This window comes from Ensifer adhaerens (assembly GCF_028993555.1).
In the GTDB taxonomy this organism is placed as follows: domain Bacteria; phylum Pseudomonadota; class Alphaproteobacteria; order Rhizobiales; family Rhizobiaceae; genus Ensifer; species Ensifer adhaerens_I.
In genome coordinates this window covers 2,171,909-2,187,203 of record NZ_CP118610.1, presented here as the reverse complement: position 1 = coordinate 2,187,203, position 15,295 = coordinate 2,171,909, and the positions used below count along the sequence as shown (strand labels likewise).

Annotated in this window: 17 protein-coding genes; 5 read left to right on the top strand and 12 right to left on the bottom strand. The window is 64.7% G+C overall.

Features of this window, described 5'->3' with window-relative positions:
- Nucleotides 1-50: 50 nt before the first annotated feature.
- The 10 genes from PWG15_RS10695 to PWG15_RS10650 form a co-directional block, all read right to left on the bottom strand.
- Nucleotides 51-845, bottom strand: coding sequence for a DNA alkylation repair protein (locus PWG15_RS10695; RefSeq protein WP_275019748.1), 795 nt, complete (start codon nucleotides 843-845; stop codon nucleotides 51-53).
- Nucleotides 842-1,366, bottom strand: a complete 525-nt coding sequence (locus PWG15_RS10690; RefSeq protein WP_275019747.1) for a MarR family winged helix-turn-helix transcriptional regulator — start codon at nucleotides 1,364-1,366, stop codon at nucleotides 842-844. The genes PWG15_RS10695 and PWG15_RS10690 overlap by 4 nt, the downstream gene beginning before the upstream one ends.
- Nucleotides 1,367-1,452: 86 nt before the next feature.
- Nucleotides 1,453-2,247 (bottom strand): DUF1194 domain-containing protein, encoded by a 795-nt coding sequence (locus PWG15_RS10685; RefSeq protein WP_275019746.1) that lies wholly within the window; start codon nucleotides 2,245-2,247, stop codon nucleotides 1,453-1,455.
- 145 nt (nucleotides 2,248-2,392) lie between these two features.
- On the bottom strand, nucleotides 2,393-3,211 hold the full coding sequence (locus tag PWG15_RS10680) for an arginase family protein (protein ID WP_275019745.1): 819 nt from the start codon (nucleotides 3,209-3,211) through the stop codon (nucleotides 2,393-2,395).
- Between the two features lie 150 nt (nucleotides 3,212-3,361).
- Nucleotides 3,362-4,243 (bottom strand): NAD(P)/FAD-dependent oxidoreductase, encoded by an 882-nt coding sequence (locus tag PWG15_RS10675; protein WP_275019744.1) that lies wholly within the window; start codon nucleotides 4,241-4,243, stop codon nucleotides 3,362-3,364.
- Nucleotides 4,244-4,411: 168 nt separating this feature from the next.
- Nucleotides 4,412-4,846 (bottom strand): RrF2 family transcriptional regulator, encoded by a 435-nt coding sequence (locus PWG15_RS10670; protein ID WP_275019743.1) that lies wholly within the window; start codon nucleotides 4,844-4,846, stop codon nucleotides 4,412-4,414.
- 174 nt (nucleotides 4,847-5,020) lie between these two features.
- Entirely contained in the window at nucleotides 5,021-5,752 is a 732-nt protein-coding gene (locus tag PWG15_RS10665) for a hypothetical protein (protein ID WP_275019742.1), read from the bottom strand.
- 79 nt (nucleotides 5,753-5,831) lie between these two features.
- Nucleotides 5,832-6,755 (bottom strand): DMT family transporter, encoded by a 924-nt coding sequence (locus PWG15_RS10660; RefSeq protein WP_275019741.1) that lies wholly within the window; start codon nucleotides 6,753-6,755, stop codon nucleotides 5,832-5,834.
- A 15-nt stretch (nucleotides 6,756-6,770) separates the two neighbouring features.
- Nucleotides 6,771-7,742, bottom strand: coding sequence for a DMT family transporter (locus tag PWG15_RS10655; protein WP_275019740.1), 972 nt, complete (start codon nucleotides 7,740-7,742; stop codon nucleotides 6,771-6,773).
- Nucleotides 7,739-8,314 carry a TetR/AcrR family transcriptional regulator gene (locus PWG15_RS10650; RefSeq protein ID WP_275019739.1) on the bottom strand — a complete coding sequence of 192 codons (576 nt, stop codon included), beginning with the start codon at nucleotides 8,312-8,314 and terminating at the stop codon, nucleotides 7,739-7,741. The genes PWG15_RS10655 and PWG15_RS10650 overlap by 4 nt, the downstream gene beginning before the upstream one ends.
- A gap of 220 nt (nucleotides 8,315-8,534) precedes the next feature.
- Between PWG15_RS10650 and PWG15_RS10645 the strand changes: the two genes are divergently transcribed.
- The 5 genes from PWG15_RS10645 (at nucleotide 8,535) to PWG15_RS10625 (ending at nucleotide 13,524) form a co-directional block, all read left to right on the top strand.
- Complete coding sequence (locus PWG15_RS10645) at nucleotides 8,535-9,959, top strand: DUF1254 domain-containing protein (protein WP_275019738.1); 1,425 nt, start codon at nucleotides 8,535-8,537, stop codon at nucleotides 9,957-9,959.
- A 33-nt stretch (nucleotides 9,960-9,992) separates the two neighbouring features.
- Nucleotides 9,993-10,688 (top strand): SOS response-associated peptidase, encoded by a 696-nt coding sequence (locus tag PWG15_RS10640; protein ID WP_275019736.1) that lies wholly within the window; start codon nucleotides 9,993-9,995, stop codon nucleotides 10,686-10,688.
- 10 nt (nucleotides 10,689-10,698) lie between these two features.
- Nucleotides 10,699-10,989: a hypothetical protein gene (locus PWG15_RS10635; protein ID WP_275019735.1), complete on the top strand. Its 291-nt coding sequence runs from the start codon at nucleotides 10,699-10,701 to the stop codon at nucleotides 10,987-10,989.
- Nucleotides 10,990-11,033: 44 nt separating this feature from the next.
- The gene (locus PWG15_RS10630) at nucleotides 11,034-11,642 is read left to right on the top strand and encodes a histidine phosphatase family protein (RefSeq protein ID WP_275019733.1); all 609 of its coding nucleotides are present in this window, start codon (nucleotides 11,034-11,036) and stop codon (nucleotides 11,640-11,642) included.
- 199 nt (nucleotides 11,643-11,841) lie between these two features.
- A complete protein-coding gene (locus PWG15_RS10625) occupies nucleotides 11,842-13,524 on the top strand; it encodes a Na/Pi cotransporter family protein (RefSeq protein ID WP_275019731.1) in 1,683 nt (560 codons plus the stop codon).
- Between the two features lie 43 nt (nucleotides 13,525-13,567).
- On the opposite strand, the gene PWG15_RS10620 is transcribed toward PWG15_RS10625, so the two are convergent.
- Entirely contained in the window at nucleotides 13,568-14,491 is a 924-nt protein-coding gene (locus tag PWG15_RS10620; RefSeq protein ID WP_275019729.1) for a bifunctional helix-turn-helix transcriptional regulator/GNAT family N-acetyltransferase, read from the bottom strand.
- Between the two features lie 59 nt (nucleotides 14,492-14,550).
- Nucleotides 14,551-15,078 (bottom strand): HIT family protein, encoded by a 528-nt coding sequence (locus PWG15_RS10615; protein WP_275019728.1) that lies wholly within the window; start codon nucleotides 15,076-15,078, stop codon nucleotides 14,551-14,553.
- Nucleotides 15,079-15,295 lie beyond the last annotated feature (217 nt).

The following is a 15,295-nucleotide window of genomic DNA, read 5'->3' as shown; positions in this document are numbered from 1 at the left end:
GCTTTCTTCTTGTCAGTCTGAGGTTATGCAATTCCGGGTGGGAGGCGGTTTCACGCGTTTCCGGAACTCGATGTCGTGGGAATGGAGCGAAGCGCGCGGCGGCAGATGCGCGCCGTCGCGGGTAGCGGGCTTTCGGCGGACCAGCGTGCTGAGAGGGCCTGAACCCAATCCGGCCGACCCTTGCCGGCATCGTTCAGCCAGTTGCCGACCGAATCCTGCACGTAATTGGAGGGATCGGCACGCAACGGCTCGAGAACCGGCAGCGCGCGTTCGGGCTCCTTCTTGAGGGCTGCGATATGGGCGCACCAGACGCCGCGCGGGCGGATCGCTTCCGAGGCGAAACGGCGGATGCGCTCGGATGGATCGGTTGTCCAGTCGGCCGCAAGCAAGGCGATCGCCTGATCGAGGTCGGCGGTAAGATGCGGGCGAACGGCGATCCACGCCCATTCGCGAACACCGAAATGTCCGTCGTTGGCAAGGGGCCGGATCGCGGCGAGCCGTTCGGCGAGGGGCACGCCTTCTGCGCCCGCGACCATGAAGCATGCCCAGCCCCGCGCCGTATCCGAGGAATGATGCGCGAGATTCCCGAAGGCGGAGGGACCGAGGCGTTCAGCGATCAGCCTTGCGGCGAGCGGCATGCGCCGGGAGATGCCGGCCGAAGCGGCTTCTCTCATTTCGGCAAGGGCATCGTCGCCGATACCGGGCAGGATGTTGCCCATGAGCGCCGCAAAATCGACCGCGAGGCATTCGGTCAAGGTCGCGGCTTCAGCGCCGGTGTTCAATTGCGCAAGGCACTCGGCGCCGATGCCACCGGCGCCGCGTCCTTTGGTCTTGCTCTCGTTCACGGCTGTGCTTCCGGCGTGTCCCGCGGCGCGCTGCCGGTCCTAAGATTTTGCCAGATGCGCTGCAGCAGCCCGTGGAACGTCTGGTGTTCATCGGCGGTGAAGCCGGCAAACAGCGAGGCGATCCAGGTGCTGTGTTCACCGAGCAGGCTGCGCGCGGTCTTGCGACCGGTTTCGGTGAGCACGACCGCGATTTTGCGCCGGTCATCCAGGCCGGAGCGGCGTTCGACAAAGCCGTCGCGCTCCAGCCCGTCGATGAGCCCGGTGATGGTGGCGCGCGTCACGCCGGCGCGATCGGCGAGCTCGTGCGGCGACAGGCCCTCGGGTTGATCGACGAGCAGGAAGAGGATAACGAACTTGCCTTCCGAAAGCCGGTGCGGCGCGAGTCTTGCGGCGCAGTCCCGATCGATCGCGCCTGAGAGCGCCAGCAATTCGAAGCAGGCGCGCATGTTGCCGGTCTCGGTAACGGCCCGACGCTCGGCTTCCTGCAACAGGGCCCGGTGCTTTTGTTCCAGCATTGTCATAAGGCGACAGATAATAAGGCGCCTAATCAAAGTCAACACTTGTGCTGCCGTCCGCTGTGGACAGCCAGGCTTCGCCCCCTTCGTGGCTACTTGCCGATCATGCGCTCCTGCATCTCCTCGCCGATGAAGCAATTGTAGTCCTTGCCGTATTGGACCGACCGTATGTCTTGCGGCGACAGGCGGCTCACCTCCTGGCCGGAGATCTCGATGATGAGTTTGCGGAGGATCGCGCGGGCGAACTCGCCGCTATCGGTGACCTTGACCAGAAACGCGCCGTCGCCGCCGATCACGCATTCGCGGTAATAGGCGTCGAGGTCCGGGATGGAGGCGGAGTCCGAGGCTGCGTGGCTCTCCAGCATGATCGGCAGGCCATCGATGACGATGCCGCGGGCAACGGTGGAATTGCGGGCGACAGGGGCGGGGACGCCGGAATTGTTGGGGCCGTCGCCGGAGATATCGATGACGCGGCGGCTGCCCTCAAAGGGGCTGAAGTCGAACAGCCGTCGGGTGAAGGCAAGCGTGTTGGAAATCGAGGTGAAGGCGATCCGCCGGATCGGTTGCCGGCGGAGCAGCTCGGAATATTGCGCCGCCGAGCCGCGGCCGTCGATCAGCGTCCAGGGGGTGACCTGCACCGCAGAGCCACCCCATTCGACATAGGTAACGGCAATCCGGCCGCTGGGGCCGCTCTCGATCGCGTGGATCAGTTCGGGTTCAAGAAAGGCGGCGACATAGCCTTGTCGCTGCAGCCGCTGTTCGTCGAGCTCCATCGAGTAGGAGACGTCAACGGCGAGCACCAGTTCGAGATCGACCCTGAGAGGCCCGGCGGAAGTGCTTCCGCCAAGCAGGCAGGCGCAGGCAAGAAGGACCGACCGAAGCGTCATCGCAGCCGTCACCGAACGCGAGCAGGGCGATCATGCTACGCCCAAACCAGCTGTGCGCAATGCGGTGTGTCGGTCGCCGGTGGATCGGCTCCGGCTGCGTGCCTTGCGGGTCCGCAGGCACGACCGCCGCCAATGGTGGCCGGCGTCAGCGGCGCAGCTTTTGCAGGAGCGGTTCCAGGGCCCCGATCAGCGGTTCAGGCGTCACCGGCTCACCGCCCTCGGACCAGGCGTTCTGAAACTCCGCGATCTCCAGCCCGACGACCTCGCCCTTGGCCAGGACCTCGCAGGCTGCCCGCAGATCATCGAGGGTGAGCCCGTCGTCATGCCGATAGTCGGTCGGGACGATGCCGGGGTTCAGCACGTCGCAGTCGAGGTGGATGTAGACGGGCCGGCCGGCAACGGCCTCGGCCAGCTGTAGCGCAAGATCGGCGCCTGCGCGGATATGCGGGATCCGTTTCGCTGCGATGAGGTCGGCCTCGAAGGGATCGAGGTCGCGCTGGCCGACCAGGATCACATTTTCGATGGAGAGCCCGTCGCCAAGGCCGGACTGCCAGAGGCCACAGGGCCCCGACAGCGCCAGCCCGCCGAGATAGCCGGTGCTGCTGGCTTCGGGCGTGTTCAGGTCGCCGTGTGAATCGAACCACACCACGACCGCTTGCCTGTGATATCTGGCGACGGCCGGCAGCGTTGCGAGCGAGACCGCGCAACGGCTCGTTGCGGCGAGCGATACCGATCCTCCGGCATAGACCGCATCAAGGCGATCTCGCATCAGCCGCAAGGCGGGCATGGCGGCGTCGAGCTCTAGCGACCAGTCGACGTTCATCGCCGGCTCCGGCGTACCAATCACCACGGCTTCCAGATCAAGCTTGTGTGCGAGATGAGACGCAATGGACCTGGCGCCGGGAATTGCCAGGTCATTGTGGTCGCCGGCGCGACCCTGAAAGCAGGTGAGGGCAATGGGCATCGGTGGCTACTCCATCAGATATTCGGACGGAAAGATGCAGAGCACAGGGGCCGTTGATTTGACAAGGCTGGAACCCGAACGGCGCATTCGCCGTTCGGTCGTTCCCTTGATGCGGGCGCAGGGGCGCCCCGAATGGCGGCCGCTCTCCGCTCAGAAGACCAGCGAGCGGTGCAGTTGCGCGCCCGCCCAAGCGCCGTCGCCGACGGCAAGCGACACGGAATGGGGAACGCGGCCGACATCGCCGCAGGCATAGGCGCCGGGGATGGTCGTTTCCTTGGCGGCCGTGGCCCGGATCTGCAGCCCCATCGGCGTCTCCTCGATCTCGCAGCCGAAGCGTTCGGCGATGTCGCTTGCAGGCGTGGTGCGGGTGGCGACGAAGAGGCCTGCAAATGGCAGGCGGCGGCCATCCGCCAGCACCACGTCGGCATGGCCTTCGAGCCGAACGATCGGGCTTTCATCGATGGTGACGCCGCGCCTGACAAGGTCGGCGCGCCCCTCACGGTCGAGGATGATCGCGCCGTTGGTGAAGAAGGTCACCTTGCCCCATTCGGGAATGAGCTGCGCCTGGTGGATCGACATCGGGCTTGCGGCAATCACGGCAATCTCGCCCTCGTTCAGCTCGTAGCCGTGGCAATAGGGGCAATGGAAGGCGCTCTTGCCCCAGCGCTCGGCCAGCCCCTCGATCTCGGGCAGACCATCCTTGACGCCGGTCGCAAAGAGAAGGCGCCGGCCTTCAAACGAGGCGCCGTCGGTGGTGGTGACGACGAAAGCACCCTGCCTGCCGCTGGCGGTCACGGCGCGACCGTCGATCCAGGTGAGCGTCGGGTATTTGGAGAGCTGCGCCCGCGCGGTTGCGGCGATCTCGGCGGGATCGATGCCGTCCTGGCCGAGGAAGCCGTGGGAGTGGCTGGCAAAACGGTTGCGGCGAATACCCTCGTCGATGATCAGCACACGCCGGCGGGCGCGCAGGAGCTGGAGGGCGGCGGCCATGCCGGCATAGCTGCCGCCGATGATGATGACGTCCTGTTGCATGGGGTTGTCGTCCTTTCGGTTGGGCGCAGGCCAGCCCACCGGCTTCTTGAACCAGTGTCTCGACCCGAGCTTTGGGCAATAGGGTTCCGGCCGGAAACCGCTTATGCGGTCCCGGTGTAATCGGATGTGTCGGGATCGATCACGTCAGGACGGATCGATCGGCTGCAGTCATTGCGATCGGAGCCGGTGCCGCCGGGCGAAGTCCTCGGCGAGGTCGGCAAGTGTCACGTGGGCGAAGCGGTCGAGCAGCAGCGCCTCGGCCTCGGCAAAGGCGGTGTCGAGCGCGGCGTTGACCGCCTGCTCGACCAGGCATTCCGGCATTTCCTGCCGGTTGCCGATGGCAAAGATCGCGGGCTCGCCGAGCGTCTCGTGCAAGTGCCGGAGCGTCACGGTCTTGAGGTCGGCAGTGATCGCCCAGCCGCCCGCGTGCCCGCGGGCGGAAGAAACGATGCCGGCATCCCTGAGGAAGCCCATGGTGCGGCGGACGACGACCGGATTGGTGCGCATGCAGAGCGCAAGCTCGTCCGAGGTCAGGGGCTCGCCGCGCTCGGCCATGTGCAGGAGCGCGTGCAGAACGGAGGAAAGGCGACTGTCTTTTTTCATGTAACTTCGATTATTACGAATCGAAGTGCAATGCAAGAGAGATGCGGGAAGCGGCCTACCGGGTTCTTGAATCCGGCTTGTGAAGCAGCGCCGTATGACAGGGTATTTCGTCGGCCCTCGTTCCTGTGACAAGCACAGGAACGAGGGCAAAGAAGTATCATCCGCTAAACCCAATTACGGCGCCAGATGGATAGCGCCGTAGGGGTTGTACTTGAATTCGTCCTCGTCATAGGCGTCGACGGGCAGCAATTTGGCGCCGCGGCGGGCCAGGGTCTTTTCGACGCCTTCGCTGACGACCTCCTCGGCAACTGCGTCGATGATCGCGCTCAGCGCCAGCTCGTCGTCGGAGAGGCTTCTGGGCGCGTAGACCTCGGGAAGGCCGACGAGATGGAAGCCGATGCTGTAGAGATATTCGGCGGTGCCGATCGGCCGCTTGCCGAAGGCGAGGCGGCAGGGGCGGGCGAGGGCGGCGCCTGTCTGGCCTTCCGCGTCGCGGGCAAGCTGCTTCCATCTGGCAACGCCATGCGCCACGCCAGCGCTCTCGCCCTTGGCTGCGGTCACGCCGTTTTCCAGAACATGGGCTACCAGCCGAAGCGCGGTGCCGGAGGTCCGCACCGCATCCTCCGCGGTCATGGGAGGGCCGAGCACATAGATCACCGAGCGATGGTCGCTGACTGCCTCTTCGTCGTCTTTAGTCCAGGCACCCTTCTGGACGCGATCCCAGCAGACCTCGAAGGACATCGGCATGCGATCATCCGGCGCGTCCTCGGAAAACGTGTAATCGATCTCGAAGCCGGTGGCGAAACTGTCGATCGCCGACTGGATCATCTCGCACAGAGCGGAAAAGGGCCGTTCTCCGCCGAGCAGGCAGAGCACGTGACGTGGTTTGACTTCGGATAAGCTCATGGCTGCTGCAATCCCCAGTGTTTGAGCGAAGCTGTCGCAGACACCACCACAAGATGCAAGTTGCCCGTCAATGAACTTCCTAAACGTGCGCCGGTTTCTGCGCCCTGGCGACGATGACGATACCGATCAGCGAAACGGTGAGGCCGGCGGCCATGGCCCAGGAGAGGGGTTCGGCGAACATGACGAAGGCCCAGATCATCGTCACCGGCGGGCTGAGATAAAGGATCGCGGTAACGCGGGCGGGCGAGGATCTTTTGAGCGCCAGGTAATAGAGGCTCCAGGCGCCGAAGGTGGCGATAAACACCAGCCAGAGGATGCCACCGATGAAGCCGGGATCGAGGACCGGCAGCACGCTGCCTTCGTGCCAGGCAAAGAGTGCGAAGATCGCGGCAGCGGAAAGGCACTGAATGCAGAGGCTCTGATGCACTGGCATCGCGCCTGCCGGGCTGCGTTTCTGCAGGAGTGTCGCCAGCGCCAGCGAGAGGGTGCCGAGAACAGGCAGGCCATAGGCCCAGAGGGGGACATCGCCCATGTCGAGCGACCAGCCGGAGGCAATCAGCACGCCGGTCAGCCCGATGAAGGAGCCGAGCCATTGCCGGGCGTTAAGCGCCTGGCCGAGAACGGGCCAGGAGAGGATCGCGACCGCGAGCGGCAGCATGTCGGTGATCAGCGCCACGAGGCCGGTCGGCACGCCGTAGGAGATGGCCAGCGCAAAGCCGGCGAGATAGCCGGACATGGCGAGCGCGCCGAAGAGCATCTGCGGCACGGCGTCCCTGAGGCGGATCTTCGGCCCGATCGTCAGCGCGAAGGGGAGCAGCAGCAGGCCGGAGACGAGGCTGCGCCAGAAGAGGATCAGGAAGATCGGCGCATGATCGATCGCGAAGCGGATGCCGACGAAGCCGGCGCTCCAGGAGATGACCAGCGCCGCCTCGAGCAGGACCAGGATGAGGACCGCTGAAATGCGGTTTGCCCGGCGGGAGGGCAGCGCGGCAACGTCGCTCATTTCAGGGGTCCGGCTCTAGCGGGTGATAAGGGCCGCGTCGATTGCGGCATCGGATCGCTCTGGCCTGGCGCGACGGCGCCGGCCCGGTATCGGCAGGGTGAGGATGAAGAGCGAACCGACGATCAGGCCGATACCGATCCAGCCCTCGGCGGGCAGGCGCTCGCCGACGATGACGACGGCAAGCACGGCGGCAATCACCGGCTCCAGCAGCGATAGCGTCGTCGCCATGGTGGCCGACACGCGGGCGAGACCATAGGCAAAGAGCACGTAAGCCACGAGCACCGGCACGAGCGCCATGTAGACGCCGACGGCGATGTTCGTCCACGACGCGAGCAGCGGTGCGCCGGTAAAGGCGAGCACCGGCAGGAGAGCCAGGCCGCCGACGCCGAAGATCGAGCCCATGGCGGCACGCGGCGGGATGCCCGCCTGCATCAGCCGCCGCGCCACCCAGGAATAGAGCGCATAGAGCAGGCCGGAGACGAGGCCGAGCAGGATGCCGTAGAGGACCGCCGTCGCATCCTGGGCATTGGCACCGTCGTGGCCGGCGCTTTCGGAAAAAGTCAGAAGCACGGCGCCGGCAAGGCCGGCGGCCGCACCCAGCAGCCAGCGGGTCGTCAACTTCTGGCCGTCGAAAAAGCGCTCGATCAGCGAGGCGGCGAGCGGCGCCGAGCCGATGGAAATGACGGTGCCGATCGCGACGCCGGCCAGATGCATGGAGCTGTAGAAGGCGAGCGGATAGATCGCGACCGAGGCAGAGCCCAGAACCAGCATCGGCCATTGCGCGGCGATCCGTGTGCGGCTCTTGACGATCGAGTGCAGCGCGGTCAGCGCCAGGAGCAGGCCGCCGAAGCCCATGGCGACGGCGCCGATGCCGAGCGGGCTGACACCGGATGCAAAGGTGGCGGTGGTGCCGGTCGTGCCCCAAAGTGCGGAGGCAAGCAGCACGCAGGCGAAGCCGACGAAGGAAACGGAATTCTTCGAGGTCATAGCTGGTCCATGATCGAGATGGCGATCCTGCGCGCGGACTTTAAGCGGGCGTCGTGGCCATCGAGCCCGGCGCGCGACATGGCGCCTTCGAGCAGGAAGGAGAGGTGCTCTGCGGTCTCGTCGACTGCGGCACCGGCGTCCGGTCGCATTTCGCCGAGATATTGCTTGAAGAGCGTCTCCACCTCGTCCTTCTGCAATGCGACGATCGCGCGGGCGGGATCGCCGACGGAAAGTTCGGCGGCGGCGTTCAACAGCCCGCAGCCGCGGAAACCCCAGGAATAGGCCATCTCGGCGTGGTCGACATAGCTGTCGAAGATCGCCAGCACGCGGTCTCGCGGCGTCGCCGCGCCTGCCAGGCGCCCGCGGTAGAGGTCCTGCCATTCCTTGTGGCGCGCCTCGATATAGGCGTTCACCAGATCGGTCTTGGACGAGAAGTTGTTGTAAAGGCTCATCTTGGCGACGCCCGCATGGGCCGTGATCGCATCGATGCCGGTGGCGCCAACCCCATCCCGATAGAAGAGTTCCGCTGCGGCCTTCAGCAGGCGCTCGCGCGCCGGCGCTTTCTCGCTCATCGCTGTCTCCAATTTTCTAGGTAGACCGATCTACCTATTTTGTTCCGGAGTCAAGCCCCGAAGCTCGCGGCGGCGGACTTGATGGCGTTGCCTTGACGGTTTTGCAGCGGCGGTAACCGTTACGTACTTCCCCTGGCGCAGGAGGGCTCTACTTGGTGAGAGCAGACTTTGTCGGAGCGGGGCCACGCGCCTGATCGCGGCTTGGTGCCCAGGTTTTCAAATGCCGAAAGTGAGGATCCATATGCTTCGGGTTGCCTTTACAGCACTTGCGCTCCTTGCCGGGACGGCGAGTGTCGCCGCAGGAGATCTTTCGCCGGAAAGCCTTCAGCAACGGGCCATCGAGCGCCGGGCGACGGACGCGGTCATCTGGGGCATGCCGGCGGTTAACGCCGACCTGATGCTGCAGGAGGCGCTTTCAAAGACGAAGGCCAAGGTCAACGAGATCGTCTACTGGTCGCGGCCGGTCAACTGGAAGAACCAGACGCTGACGCCCAATCCGGATTCGATCTATCTCATGTCCTTCTGGAACGTGAAGGACGGGCCGATCGTCATCGAGATCCCGCCGGCAGAAGGCGGGTCGATCGCCGGTAACATCGTCAACGCCTGGCAGATGCCGCTGGAGGATGCCGGGCCGGAAGGGGCGGACAAGGGCAAGGGCGGCAAGTACCTGATCCTGCCGCCGGACTATATGGGCGAAGTGCCGGAGGGGGTGATCGCGCTGCGCTCGGACACCTTCACGGGCTTTGCGCTTTTGCGCTCCAACCTGAAGAGCCACAGCGACGCCGATATCGAAAAATCGGTCGCCTATGGCAAGACGGTCAAGATCTACAAGATGTCCGAGGCTTCCAAGCCGCCGGCGACGGCCTTTACCGATGCCTATGACGTGCTGTTCGACAGCACCATCCGCTACGATGCGAGCTTCTTCGACAACCTGAACCGGATCGTGCAAACCGAGCCGTGGCTCGAGCGCGACCGGATCATGATCGATCATCTGAAGTCGCTCGGCATCGAAAAGGGCAAGCCCTACCAGCCAAACCCCGAGACCAGGAAGCTTCTCGATGCGGCAGCCGCCGAAGCCAAGGCTGAGCTTTCCGCCCGCTATGATGCCGGCTTCCCCGTGATCAACGAGGGTATTCGCTGGTTTCCGGCCGGCCTGCCGGACATGGTGGCCGCCGCCAAGGACGCCTATGCCGACCCGAACAGCTATCCGGTCGATGCGCGCGGCGTGACCTATACGCTCGGCTTCACCGGCATCAAGCATATCGGCACGGCGCAATTCTACCTGATGGCCAACAAGGACAAGGACGGCAACGCCTTCGACGGCAGCGCCAATTATCGCCTCGTCGTGCCGAAGGATGCGCCGGTCAAGCAATACTGGTCGGTGACCGCCTATGACCGCGAGACGCATGCGCTGATCCGCAACATGGACAAGGCGAGCGTTGCCTCGATCGGCGAAGGTGTTCAAAAGAACGCCGACGGCTCGGTCGATGTGTACTTCGGCGCGAAGGCGCCCGCGGGCAAGGAGGCGAACTGGGTGCCGGTCGATCCCGCCCGCAAGTTCGAACTGCTCTTCCGGCTCTATGGACCCGAAAAACCGCTGTTTGAAAAAAGCTGGAAGCTGCCCGACGCCGAGAAGATGCCGTGACGCTGCCGCGAGCGGTGGCGGGGAGGGAGCGACATGTGCGGACGCGTCTACCTGAAGACCAATCTCGAGGGCCTGCTGCGTGCCTTCGGCTTTGCGACACGCGGCGGCGTCGAGGCGATCGCCAACCAGTTTCCGCGCTATAACGGTGCGCCGACGCTGATCTACCCGATCATCATCCGCGACGTGATCCGCGATCCCGACCTCTTCGGCCCGGTCTTCGTTTCGGCGCGATGGGGGCTGATCCCGAGCTGGACGAAGGACCCGAAGGCGGGAAGGCCGCTCGTCAACGTGCGCTCGGACACGATCGCGAGCAAGTTCCGCTCGTCCTACCAGCGCCGCCGCTGCCTGGTGCCGATCGACGGTTTCTTCGAGTGGAAGGACATTCACGGCACCGGCAAGGACAAGCAGCCCTATGCGATTGCCATGAAGACGGGCGAGCCCTTCTGCCTTGCCGGCATCTGGGAGAGCTGGCGCAATCCTGCAGCCGACGAGGATATCCGCACCTTCGCCATCGTCACCACCGACGCCAACGCCATGATGGCCGATATCCACGACCGCATGCCGGTGATCCTGCACCCCGAAGACTATGAGCGCTGGCTTTCGCCTGAGCCGGAAGCGCCTGATTTGATGAAGCCGTTTCCGCCTGAAATGATGACGATGTGGAAGATCGGGTCGAAGGTCGGCTCGCCGAAGAACGACACGCCGGATATTCTCGATCCGGTGGATTGAGGGGAGAATCTTGCTGAAGAACGAAGGCCCCGGGTACGTGCCGCATCTGATCGCGGTCGGGCTCGCCGTATTGCTGATCTGGGAAATTCACTGGTTCATCAGGGCATTGCTCTTCTACAAGGGCAATGGATGGGATTTCACAGTCGATTTCGGGCCGAAGATGTATAAGGGCGACTGGGCTTCTCCTGAGTTCGAGATGTCGCCGAAAGAAAAACCAGTCTCCGGGTATCCGATCTTCATACTCTTTTTATCGGTCGCGCTCGCCTGTTTCTCCGTCGCTTTGTACGAAGGCAAATTCTAGTGTCTCGAACGACTGCATCGCTTTCGATTTCTGCTGCGCCGCCCTTGATCTATCTACTCCGCCACGGCGAAACCGTCTGGAACACGCTCGGCCGTTTCCAGGGTCAAAAGGACTCGCCGCTCACGAGACGCGGCGTCGAGCAGGCGGATCTTGTCGCAAATCTGCTGCGCGCCGAAATCGAAGGTAATGCGCAATCCTTCGACATGCATGTCAGCCCGCTTGGCCGGACCCGCGAAACCGCCGAAAGGGTGCGGCGGGTGCTGCCGCTCAAGACCCGCGAAGATGCCCGGTTGATGGAGGTCTCCGTCGGCGCCTGGGACGGCATGACGATGTTCGAGATCGACATGGAGTATCCGGGCAAACTCGATGGCTCCGATGTCTTCGACTGGTATTTCCGCTCGCCGGACGGAGAGAGCTTCGATGCCGCCTGCGCCAGGGCGAAAAGCTGGCTCGCCGATATCAAGGGGCCGACCATCGCGATCTCCCACGGGCTGTTCGGTCGGCTGCTGCGCGGCGTCTATGCGGGCCTCTCCAGGCGGGACATGCTGGAACTGCCGGTTCCGCAGGATGGGTTCTATCGGCTGTGCGAAGGGGAATTCAGCCTCGTCACCGCCGCGTCCACCGACCGCCAGTTGGCGCCCGCTTCCGAGTGAAACGGCCGCACGGCATTCCTTGTCGGCTCCATCGCGCTTCCTTTGGCCTCAGCGCCGCGCCTCGGGCGGCAGGCCGCATGAATTCGGCCATGCCCGGGACGACGCCGCGTTACCGTTACGTACTTCCGCCGCGTGATTTCCGGCTGCATTGTAGGCTTCCTGGCGAAAGCCGTGTTCGCTTTGCAGGCGGGGTGCGTGAATGTCGACAGCAATTGCCATTCTCGGCGGCGTCGGGCTGTTCCTGCTCGGCATGACGATCATGACGGACGGGTTGAAGGCGCTGGCGGGATCCGCCTTGCGCACCGTGCTCGGCAAGGCGGCGGCGACGCCGCTTTCCGGCGCATTCTGGGGCGCGATCGTCACGCTGCTGGTGCAATCGTCGAGCGCGGTGACGATGACGACCATCGGTCTCGTCAGCGCCGGGTTGCTGACCTTTCCGCAGGGGCTCGGCCTCGTCTTCGGCGCCAATGTCGGCACGACCGGAACGGGCTGGCTGGTGGCGTTGATCGGTGTGCGGGTATCGCTGTCAAGTTATGCACTGCCGTTGATCTTCCTGGGCGCGCTGATGAAGCTTCTGGGCGGCGGGCGAATTGCCGCCGCCGGTGGCGCGCTTGCCGGCTTCGCGCTGGTGCTCTACGGGCTGACGACCCTGCAGCAGGGCATGGGTGGCCTTGCCGAGAGCCTCAATCCCTCCGACCTGCCGGCCGTCCTCGGCATGCCCGGCGTCGGCTGGTCTTCCGGACTGCTCGGCCTTCTGACGCTGATTGTCGTCGGGCTGGCGATGACGGCGGTGATGCAATCCTCGACTGCGGCCATCGCAGTCACCATTTCTGCTTTCTATGCCGGTGCCGTGGGGCTGGAGCAGGGGGCGGCGCTCATCATCGGACAGAACATCGGCACGGCGACGAGTTCGGCGCTGGCGGCGATTGGCGCGAGCCCGACGGCCAAGCGCCTGGCGCTCGCCTATGTGCTTTTCAAAGTCATCGCGGCGCTGATCGCGATCGCAGCCTTTCCGCTCACGGCGCCGCTCCTGAAGACCTTTTCGGCTTCCATCGATGGCATGACACTGCTGGCCGCCTACCATACGGCCTACAACGTCGTCGGCGTCGCCGTGCTGCTGCCGGCGACGCAATGGTTCACGCGCGTCGTCGAGAGGATCCTGCCTTCGCGGCAGACGGCGCTGGAGCGCGCCCTCGATCCGAGCGCCCTCGTGAACCCGGTGATCGCGGTGGAGACGGCCCGAAGGGTCGTGGCCGGCATTCTGGCATCGACGGCAGGTGCCGTTGCCGAGGCGGTTTCGGGCGGGGCAGGGCCGCGCGCTGCGGACACGCAGGCGGCCGCATCCGCCCTCGAAAAGGTCAGGGACTTTCTCTCCGAACTGAAGGAGCCGCCGGAAACGGAGGCCGAGCGCCACCGCCTGACAAGCACGCTGCACGCGCTCGACCACGCCTCGCGCCTGGTGGAGACATTGGCGGATGACGGGTTCTCGGCCGAGGCAAACGGCGCCGCAGCGGACGGGCGCGTGGCCGATCTCTGCGCAGGCGCCATGCGTGCGGCCGCGGCCGTCGGCGGCGAGATCGCGGCGGAATCGGCCCTCAGCGCCCAGGCGGCGCCGATTGCCTGGAGCGTTTCGCCCGAGGTCATCACGGCGCTGGCCGAGGCGAAGGGAGCCGCGACCGAGCTCGAGGCCGTGCAGCGCGAGCATCGTGCCGCAACGCTTGCCTCCGTCGCCCCGGGAAGCCTGACCGCCGCCGACGCCTTTGCCCGGATCGAAGCCGCACGCCGGCTCGATCGGATGGCACACCACGCCTGGCGCTCGGCCGCGCATTTGCTGGGGCGTGGCGAGGGACGCGATCCGGCAGCGGCAAGCCTGCTTCCGTAGCGTCAACCGGTCATCCCACGGCCGCGGCAAGGGGACAGGGCCATTACAGGTCCCGCGCGAAGGTCTGGCCGGTCAGGTCCTTGCCGAAGCTGTGGTGCTGCTCTTCCTCGATCAGCGCGAAGCCAGCCTTCTCGTAGATGTGGCGGGCGGCGTCGAGGCCGGCATTGGTCCACAGCACCATGCGCGTGTAGCCGAGGAGCCGGGCGTGGCGCATGCACTCCTCGACCAGGCGGCGGCCGATGCCGAGGCCGCGCGCGCTCGGCTCCACGTAGAGCATCCTGAGCTTCGCGGTGGCTTCGTCGTGCCGCACGAGAAACACCGAGCCGACGACCTTGCCGTCCTTTTCGGCGATCCAGCACCGGTCGGAATTGGCATCGTAGTCGCGCATGTACTTGACGACGATCTCGGCAAGCAGGGTTTCGAATTCGCCGTTCCAGCCATGCTCCTGCGTGTAGAGCGCCGCCTGACGGTGGATCACCCAGCCCATGTCGCCCGGCTGCGGATCGCGCAGGATGTAGCCCGGCGTCCGCTCGTCCCGCAAAAGGCTCTCGATCTCGCCCATCGCTGAAACCAGTTGCCGCTGTTCCGGCACCGAGAGCTTTTCCAGCATGGCGACAACTTCGTGCTGGGAGGCATCCTCCAGCGGCTGGAACGTCGTGCGTCCCGCTTCCGTCAGTTGGAGCTGCGCGACCCGGCCGTCCGCCGGCGAGCGGGTCTTTTCGACCAGTCCCTTCTTCTCGAAGCCGGCGATGACCCGGCTCAGATAGCCGGCGTCGAGGCCGAGCTCGCGGCAGAGATCCGTCGCCGTCAGCGCCGGCCGGTGCGCCAGTTCATAGAGGATACGAACCTCCGTCAGCGAGAAGGCGCTGGCGAGAAGGTGCTCGTGCAGCAGCCCGATCAGGCGGGTGTAGAAGCGGTTGAAACGCCGCACCGTCAGGGCGCGGTCGTCGATTTGCTGCAGAGACATGGGGGATACCCTTATAAGATTGCCTTGAGCAGATAATTAGTTGCCTAAGGCAAATAATGTCAAGCGCGGGCCGACGAATTCAAGGTCGTTGTTCGAGTTTGCGTCGGCGGACGCATGACGAGCCGCAACAATTCCACGGTTTCAGGCACCGTTGGCCCTTCGGCGAGAGGCGGATCCGGCCGCTCGCAGAATTCGCGCCAGACAAACAGCGTCAGTTCGGCGCCATCCGTTGATGCTTCCCGGGTGGTGTCTGCGAAATTCTGAAGCAAACGATATCGGGAATCCTCCCAGAACAGCGCCTCGACCCAATGATAGATGGGCATCACGTGAAAATGGATAGGATAGCCGGGCATGTGGCCATATCGGCCTATGTAGACGCGGTGAGCATGAAGCGTCTTCTTCAATGCTCCTTGGGCGGTTGCCAGCAGCGGACCGAGTTCGCCTAGCGCGCTCGCCGGCAAGTCAGACAGATCATTGGTGTCTGTCTTTGAACTGATCATGAGGTAGCCGGGCAGGGCCGAGTCGATACGGTGGTTCACGAGCCATCCGTCTGTTTCCGTAATGTGCAGGTGTTGTGGTATCTCCAATGCCGCACTCCCATGTCGTGTTTGCCGTCCCCAGATCAGGCGAGGCTCTCCGAGGCGTCCCGCATGATTGGAGAATAGGCACTTTCACATTGGCTACAACGAAAGATTGCAGGGCCGGCTTCGCGCCGGCGTGTCATGGCCAAAGGTGAGCTTGCGATCGGGCAATCGATGCCGAGCGGAGCCGTGTCGATAGAGGGGCGGAGTTCGCTAATTTAGA